Raw genomic sequence first — 8,580 nt, forward strand, 5'->3', positions numbered from 1 at the left:
AAATATTTCGTACGCGTACCCCGTCTTCGACAGTCGGTAGACACACAAAGTGCCTTCAGGCCAATGGGGATAAGGGCTGAGGGCACTTGTGGATAACTTGGCGTGTGTCTACGATTTTTGGGCTTTTCGAAGGCAAATTTCCCATATTAACGGCGGTTCTTCGAGTTTTAGAGTATCAAATATATACTTTTGTTTTTGTGTAATTTTAAGACGTTGCCATACTCTACCGTCTTCCGATTTATATTCAATTAGATGAAGTTTTTGCAACTCTAACCGAAGGTCTCTCCAAGTTTCTTTTGTCTGAACTTCAGCCAGTTGAATTAAGATTAGAGCCAACCAACACAAGAGTACATGAGCTTTGATTCGCTCTTCTTTACGGTGATAAACAGGACGAAGTTCTAAAGTTGTTTTGATGGTACGAAAAGCCGCTTCTACTTCTAGCAACTGTTTGTAGACTCGGTGGCTGTAGATACGACAGTGGGTTTTGGTGTGAGCATCACCATCTAACTCTTTTAATCTTTGTAGTTTCGCTTCAATATGTTCTAAGTGCTTCTTGCGAGTCATTTTATCTCTTGTTGCTTCATCAGGATTATAAACAAGAACATATCGAATGCGAGCTTCGCTATTACAAATAATAACTTCTTTTGTTTTCAAGTTTTCGCGTATGGTCTTGTAACGTCCAGGGTAAGAAAGTACTTCTTCTACAGCTTTTTTGCCGGCAGAAAGCTTTTCTCCGGCAATATAATGACCACCAGCTCTTTGTAGGTAACGTATGTTGTCTTCAGAGGAAAAGCCTCTATCAACAACAGTAACAACACGACCGAGTTTCCAGCCGATTAAGTCTTTTTTCACCTTCTGGAATGACAGTCATATCATTGGTGTTACCTGCCAGACCCAGCAACGAATTGGAATTCCTTCACGGGTGACAGCTAGACCAATGACTACTTGCGGCCTATCTGGGCGATGGTCTTTGGAATGACCTTCTCTTCTGAAGTCGTCATCCTCTAATCCTTCTGTTTCAAAATAGGTAGAGGTGGTATCAAAGAATAACAAGTCCACTTCTAGGTTGAACAGATCAGCCACAGCGTTAAAGACTTCGTGCTGAATGGTTTCTTCCGACTCAAGTAGAAAGTCCATGGCTCGATAGCAATGTTGAGCTTCCATTCTATCTAGCTGTGGAATCACTGCTTCGTGCTCTACCCAGTGCTCTAAGCCGAGCTTGCTAGATGGATTCAAGGCTCTATTGGCTACCATGGCAAAAATCGTTCTTTCTACAGGAGTACGAAACTGGCGGTCCTCAATTATATTCATCAGTGCTTTATCAACACCGATTCTCTTCCAAAGCTGATCTAGAAACCACGAACCTCCTAAATCTTTACTCGTCAGCATTTCTAAAGGTGAAGCCTTGACAGCATCTTTCTCCGTAGAGGTATCTCCATCTCCTAAAAAACGGTGGATGCTGGTAGAAAGATGATGCTATCTTCTATGCTTCTTTTAAGTATGGGGAAGGCGAAAAAGAGAGAAATGGTCGATTGTTCAATAACTATAATGAAGAAACATTCAAAACGTTTCTTGTCATCATCGTCAATTAGACATTCTTCAGATATGGTAAACAAGAGATGTTCGGCCTAACAGAAGCGATGAGAAATGGTTGAATCTGTTGATGAGGAAGGAAAGTTGAATCAGAAAAAACGAAGCAGCTTTAGCCCTATAGAATATATTCTGAATCCGCATCAAAAATTTGATAATGTGTAAAATTACTCGCCGTAAAGGCTAAGACTTAGAAATAATTGAATCAATTATCCTTAATGGATTCTGCTTGGTTGATTCACAATATTTCGGTCCTAAAAGAGTACTATTAACAAGCCTCACAAAAAGTATTATTTTGAGGTTCTAATAGTTGGTTGAACTATAAAAATCCTTCTTCGTTTTTACGCAAAGGCCATATAGAGTCGTTCGAATGTCATAAACTAGGGGCTATGGCTGGCCAATCGTAACTTCCACCGTCGAGCATGGTAAACCAATCGACTGGCAAGAACGATGAGATTCTGGATGATGGTTTTAATTCTTCTACGTTGAATACTTTTTTTCTCAAGGGGTGTAGGGATTAGACACTGAACTGGCCTATGATTCTCAACAAGTTGTAGGTGAAGATACCTAAATGTAGAACCAAGTCATTGGTGGAAAACTTGCCACTGGGCATTCTCTCGAGATCTAAGTCTGTTTTTATTTCGCTGTGAAACTGCTCAGAAGTCCCGTGATCCTGGTAAAGCTTGATGATCGTTTCAGGAGAGTAAGGTAAGGATGTCCAGTTGGCGGGGTAGGTTCACCCCTTGGTAATTTAGTTTTTATTTTTTTCAATTATTATTGCCCCTTATATTTTTTATTTTTTCTTTTATCCCCTTATCTTGAAGTATACTCGAGACTTTACCATCAATATTATTACCTAATGAAGATAGTAGAGTGCCAACCCCTTTCGTAGCGGCTAAAGCTTTCGTAACTCCGAGCTTTTTGGTTTCTGCGATAATATTCATATTATTTAATTTGTCACGATCATTATAATCTTCCGACACATTGGTATTCTCATCTAATTTATTTTTCCCTGTTACAGTTTCATTCTCTGCAAATGCAACTGTTTCGTTAATATTACATTCCTCAACTTCAAAATTTATTTTATTCTCTTGTTCTTTACCGTCATCAAATCTTATACTATTATTTATACTGTTAACGTTTTTTTCTTGAAAACTTAAGCCCGTTTGACCTTGTACGAACATAAATAAATCATTTCTTATTCTTTTCGATATTTCAACTTGAAGCTTTGCTTCACTTGAATCTGCGTATATATTTTCTGCAAGCTCCCTATATCGCACCTCAACACTTTGAGTTATGTAATCCCAAAGGCTTAAATACGCTTCCTTTATCTTTTCTTCATACATTTCAAATCGTTTGTTAATATTAGTTTCGGCCTCTTTTACCATTTTCTCTATATAATCGTGTTTTTGTTTTTCAGGCTTACTCACAAGTTTAGCAATGAACCCTCCTGCTACAACTGCTGAAACTATTATAATACCTGCTGGAGGAAATGCTATTGTGGAGGCGGTTCCTATTAACTTAATAATAGCAGTAACACCACCACCTATTATGTAAGCTGTTCCATAGGATAAGAACTTTCCAGTTCCGTTAAGAGTACTATCTACTTTGCATAATACAACCGTTTTTGTATGACTGATATTGCATAAATCGTTGTAATCTTTTTGAATCCCTTTATAACTATCAAGACTACTTTTTACTATTAAATCTACCTCATCGAATAACTCCTCTGTGCGGTTCTTCCAGTATTCAAAATCATTGTTCAGACGATTATCCATTTCATAAACATATTTTTGCACCAATAACGCAGCCGTAGTCCTATTAAAGGAATCCCATTTTTCCTTGCCTGCATAATCTTTGCCTAATTCACGAACCCTAGTTTCTATGGCACTTCTTATAGCTTCAATTATTTCTTTTTTTGTTCTATCAATATCTTCTTTAGCCCTACTATGATCTCTAACTATAAGCTCTTTAATAGATTTTAACCTTGACTGGATTTGTTGATAGTTAGACTGAGATAATTCAAAAAACCTATTTGATAAGTTTTCCATTAACTCTAGCGTTTGATTATTCATAAACTGCTCATTACTTTTGTGTAAAAACGTTTCAGATTCTTCTCTGGAAAGCTCTAAAAGGAAATTCCTTTTACTCGTAATCCAGTCAATATAATTAGAATCTCTTTTTGAATTTAATGCAAGACTAGACAACTCGTTAAAGAATAAGTTGAAATCATCTGTTTGTTCATGCGAAACTGTTTTATTATCACTTGTATTCCGAGGATCAAAAGCAAATATTTTTATTTTTTTCATTAAGTTGTCATTCTCTGTTCTTGGCGATACCATTCTTACCCAGTTTTCTACCTCTTTAAGCACACGGGCTCTTTCATTATCTGACGAAAGTCTATCGATATGTGTCAAGCAGATTATTAAGTTTGTAGCTTTTCCTTTCTCCATCAAATTATATAGAAATATCCGTTCCGATTCGGTTCCGAATTTATCAGCTCTCATTACGAACACAATACAATCCGCATACTTAGCTTGTTCAAGTGTTATATGATCGCGAACTTTAATAGGATCATTAATACCAGGAGTGTCTACTATTGTAATACCATGACGCAAACATTCTAGCGGTAAGCCGAAACGGGCTTTTTCAACTAAATAGGCATAGTCTCCATGAGCAGTTATGTAATCTTTCACATCTAGTAAAGATGATATTGCCGTAATTTTTTCTCCTGGCTTATACCCTCCAGAATTTACGATTTCTTGAATCCTTTTAACGTATTTTTTTACATGGTTACTATCATTATTGTCTGAAGTAAACCTTAATATATTATCAAGGGTATCACTATTCATCCACCATGCTTCATAATTTGGCTCATCAGAATAGTACATTTCTACGACTACAGCAGTTGTTGCAGTAGCTTCTCCTATAGGACTTAGGTTTTTCCCTACAATCCTGTTGAATATTGTGCTTTTTCCGTGCTTAATCTCTCCAGTAAGAACAACTTTATATGGGTTAGGTTCAATTTGTTTATGAAATTCAATTACTCTTTGCGATAGGTTATCACTATTTATTAAGGTTGCAAGCATTTTTGTTTTTCTTATAAAATCTTTGCTCTTCATGTTTTCGATTTCCCTGCTTGTCTTAATTGATTTTAGCCCGAAATTATAATGTTTGTTATGCAAGAATTGTTTTTCTTCCCAATTCAATGGGGAATCGTTCTTTATTGACTCAAGTTTGTTTTCGTTTTCAAAGACCATCTTTTCCTCTTCATTAATTAAGGATTCGATACTTTCAATTTCTAATAACAACACACTATTTGTAATATTTAAATCTTCAGTTATTTTTTTAAGTATTTTTATTGCTCTTGATCTATTTTTGTTATTTTCTTTAATTACCTTTAACGCATAATCTATTACTATTTCCCTTGTTCTTAAAGTAACATGAAGTTTGTTTATCAAATTGATTAGTTTTATACTGGTATCCTGAATTTTGGGTGGGTTTATAAAGATTTTCAATATTTCTACCCTGAGCATCACATCATCTTTTATTTTCTTTCCGAACAAATTCATGACTGCATTGCGATACAATTGGAATTTGCTAGGAAGCAACCAACCATCCAAGTGAGCAATACCCGCTAATAACGAGCAAACACTAAGCTCAAATTCATATTTTTCAGTAGCTTTCTTCTCAGTATACTCTGAAGATAAATCTATTGTTCGTAATGAGAGTATATCTTTTTGTTGCATAAAGCTCCCCCTCCATCAGATTTGATAAATTACAATTGAGGTACTGTCCTATCAACCACAACATCTCCCGTTGTGGTTGATAGGACAATATTTTCTTTGACATGAATCGACAAAAGTCGACAAGTGTCCGAAAAGCAGGTACATGTCAAGCCCATATATTACTATCAAAACAAATGATGAATTCATCAAGTGCATATTTTATTTTCCTTTTTTCCTTCCCGAATATATTCTCACATCCTTATTGACCGGATACTTCCATAAAATCACTAGTCGATAGAGCAATCTTTTTCGGCTAATAAAACATAAACCAGCACCCAGTTGCTAGGAACAACTTTGGGCTGGTTTTTCTTGAAAGATTTTTAAGTTTGTACTTATTGTACCACTTCAAGCTCTAAAACCCTGTCGAATTTTGTTGCTTTCTGATATTTTTATAAGACGCTCTTTCCGTGAAAAACTAACTAAAACTTCCTCTATACCAGCAATTGTTGTGTTCCTATTAGAGCAGGATTTGTGGATTCCGGTCTAGAATTCAAGGCTATCTTTACATAAAGAACAATTGGAGGGCTATGTATTATGAAGAAGAAAATACTATTACTTTTCCTTGTTGTAACTGTCATGCTTCTTCCTATTGGCTGTAATTCCAATGACATTAATGAAGAGACATCGGTAAGTCTCCCCTCACAATCTGAAGCAGTTGAACAAAGTGATAGCCAAGCTCTTCCTACTGAAACCACTACTACTACTGCTGCTCCCTCTTCATCTACAATCTCTACATCAAATCAATCTACGATACATTCTTCGCTCTCCTTAATTGAAGCAACGGTAACTCGAGTAGTAGATGGCGACACCATCAAGGTTACTTTAGAAGGAAAAGAAGAAACGGTAAGGCTAACAGGAGTCGACACCCCAGAGACCAAACATCCTAGCAAGCCTGTAGAGCCTTATGGTCCTGAAGCTTCTGAATTTACTAAGAATACACTGGCCGGGAAGAAGGTTTTCTTAGAGCTCGATGTTCAACCAAGAGATAGATACGGCAGAATACTTGCCTATGTATGGCTATCTAAACCAGCAAATGATTCAGATCAAGAAGTGCGACAGAAATTGTTTAACGCCCATCTTCTACTACGGGGTTATGGTCAGCAGTTGACCATTCCGCCGAACGTAAAGTACGCAGACCTTTTCCGCACCTATGTAAAAGAAGCAAGGGAAAGAAAGGCGGGTCTTTGGGGTCTAGGCAGTAACGATACTTCCAATGAAGTAAAAACGACTTCTACCCCTACAAACTCATCCACCGCAACCACCACAGGGCCTGGACCAAACGGAGAGACGATCAAAGGCAACATAAATAGCAAGGGAGAAAAGATTTATCACGTTCCTGGCGGCCAATTCTATGAAAAGACAGTACCAGAAGCTTGGTTCTTTACGGAAGAGGAAGCTCGCTCGGCTGGTTTCCGTGCAAGCAAGCGGTAATAAAAGACCAACTGAGGCTACAATTGCTTCAGTTGGTCTTTTATGGGTTTAAATTTGCATTCTATTCTGGCTTACCCATCTTCTCGCGATGTTTCTAATGAATAAAGGCCGTGTGCTTGCGATCAAAAGGTTCTATTCCATCGGGTTTCTGTGGCCTCAAAATATGTTTATTCATCCAGTGGTAAATGGTTTTAGCGCTCATTCAGTGCTTGAGCGAAGGACGTAATAGGCTGGCCCACATTCTCACTCTGGCCTGAATAGTCAACACTTTTGGCTCCGCGGTATACATGCCAGTAGATGCTTCTTGTGGTATAGAGTGCTCCCCTTCAATGATTCATTGCTTTATTGGACCTCGTTCTAGGTTCCCACAATGTTTAGCCTTCTCCTACTAAATCATTCTATATTAATAGTTTTATTGTGTCTCTGTTGCTTCTAGGTCTTCTTTCTGTCCAAGGGAAATTGGGGCCATATTTATCATATAATTTTGATTCTAACTCTTCGCATTGGGAAACTTCACAGTATTGCCATTTAACTTTAATCCTTGAGGTCTTCCCGGTTTATTAGACACCTATAAGTGTGGTTTTCCTCGTTCGTTCACAGGATTGCTTAAAGTTACAATTCTCCTGAATCTTTATGTTAATCAACATCAGCGTCACCGCCGCCTGCAGGGTCTCACACAGCCAGCCGCCAGTCAAGGGCTGAGGGCTTCGCCTCGCCTTCGGCGACCCTTGACAGTCGTCTTTCTGTATGAAGGACGCATCAATTAGGCGGTCGACGCCAGAGTCTGCACTTTCGAGTTTACTTTTTGCTTTTTAGATTTCCTATGTTCTTCTAGATATTCTTTAGGGGAAAGATAACCGAGGCTTTGATGCAATCGCTTTCGGTTATAGAATATCTCGATATATTCAAAAACAGCTTTTCGGGCTTCTTCACGTGTTTTGTACCGTTGTAGATAGATTAGCTCTGTTTTAATAGTGCTAAAGAAACTTTCAGCCGGTGCATTGTCGTAGCAGTTTCCTTTACGACTCATGCTTGGTCGCATCTGATGTTTTGTAAGCAAAGCTTGGTAGTCTCTGCTACAATACTGGCTTCCTCGATCGGAATGGTTAATGAGACCTGCCGGGGGACGATGCTTTTTGATAGCATTTTTTTATGCTTGGATAACTAAATCTCGGGTCATAGTGCTGCTCATGGCCCAGCCAACAATTTCTTTATGAAACAGATCTTTTACGGTAGCTAGATAGTTCCAGCCTTCGTCAGTCTGCACATATGAGATATCACAAACCCATGCTTTATTAGGTGCATCAACCTCAAAGTCTTGGTTTAGCAAGTTTTCTGCAACAGGCAAGTTATGATTTGAATTGGTTGTAGCTTTAAACTTTCTTTTTCTTACTGAGCGAATTCCGTTTTCTTGCATCAATCTGTGTACTCTTTTGCGACTGCATCGTCTTGTTTTTCGAACGTCAGCTAGGATCTTGTCCAAACCATAGATGCCTTTGCTTGATTGGTAACTTTCTTTGATTAACTCTAAGACTTTTAAATCATCTTTTTTACGACGGCTGGGCTTTCGGTTTAACCAGGCGTAATAATTGCTCCGAGGTAGCTCAAATAATCTGCACATCTTCGCCACCGAATGTTTGGAGCTATTGTCCCGGATAAACCGGCACTTTACTTCCGATGTTGTTGATTTGCGAAGTCGAGTAGACCAAGGGAATTTCACCCTCAGACCCTCACAGAACCGTACGTGACACTCTCATGTCATACGGCTCTT

Annotated in this window: 2 protein-coding genes and 3 pseudogenes; 1 reads left to right on the plus strand and 4 read right to left on the minus strand. The window is 38.2% G+C overall.

The annotated features are described in order from the left end of the window. Window positions 1–108: 108 nt before the first annotated feature. The 3 genes and pseudogenes from F9B85_RS15050 to F9B85_RS10745 form a co-directional block, all read right to left on the minus strand. Window positions 109–1,470: pseudogene (locus F9B85_RS15050) on the minus strand (IS1634 family transposase); the annotation flags it as partial. A 500-nt stretch (window positions 1,471–1,970) separates the two neighbouring features. Continuing rightward, window positions 1,971–2,311: pseudogene (locus tag F9B85_RS10740) on the minus strand (transposase); the annotation flags it as partial. Window positions 2,312–2,357: 46 nt separating this feature from the next. Continuing rightward, window positions 2,358–5,339: a dynamin family protein gene (locus tag F9B85_RS10745; RefSeq protein ID WP_151620774.1), complete on the minus strand. Its 2,982-nt coding sequence runs from the start codon at window positions 5,337–5,339 to the stop codon at window positions 2,358–2,360. A 573-nt stretch (window positions 5,340–5,912) separates the two neighbouring features. On the opposite strand from F9B85_RS10745, the gene F9B85_RS10750 reads away from it, so the two are divergent. Continuing rightward, a complete protein-coding gene (locus F9B85_RS10750; protein ID WP_151620776.1) occupies window positions 5,913–6,809 on the plus strand; it encodes a thermonuclease family protein in 897 nt (298 codons plus the stop codon). Window positions 6,810–7,572: 763 nt separating this feature from the next. Here the strand turns inward: F9B85_RS10750 and F9B85_RS14985 are convergent. Beyond that, window positions 7,573–8,529: pseudogene (locus F9B85_RS14985) on the minus strand (IS3 family transposase). Window positions 8,530–8,580: the final 51 nt, after the last annotated feature.

It is taken from the genome of Heliorestis acidaminivorans (assembly GCF_008933955.1).
GTDB lineage: Bacteria > Bacillota > Desulfitobacteriia > Heliobacteriales > Heliobacteriaceae > Heliorestis > Heliorestis acidaminivorans.

Coding starts and splice junctions, on each gene's coding strand:
- F9B85_RS10750 (WP_151620776.1), top strand. CDS start 5,913: ATGAAGAAGAAAATACTATTACTTTTCCTTGTTGTAACTGTCATGCTT.
- F9B85_RS10745 (WP_151620774.1), bottom strand. CDS start 5,339: ATGCAACAAAAAGATATACTCTCATTACGAACAATAGATTTATCTTCA.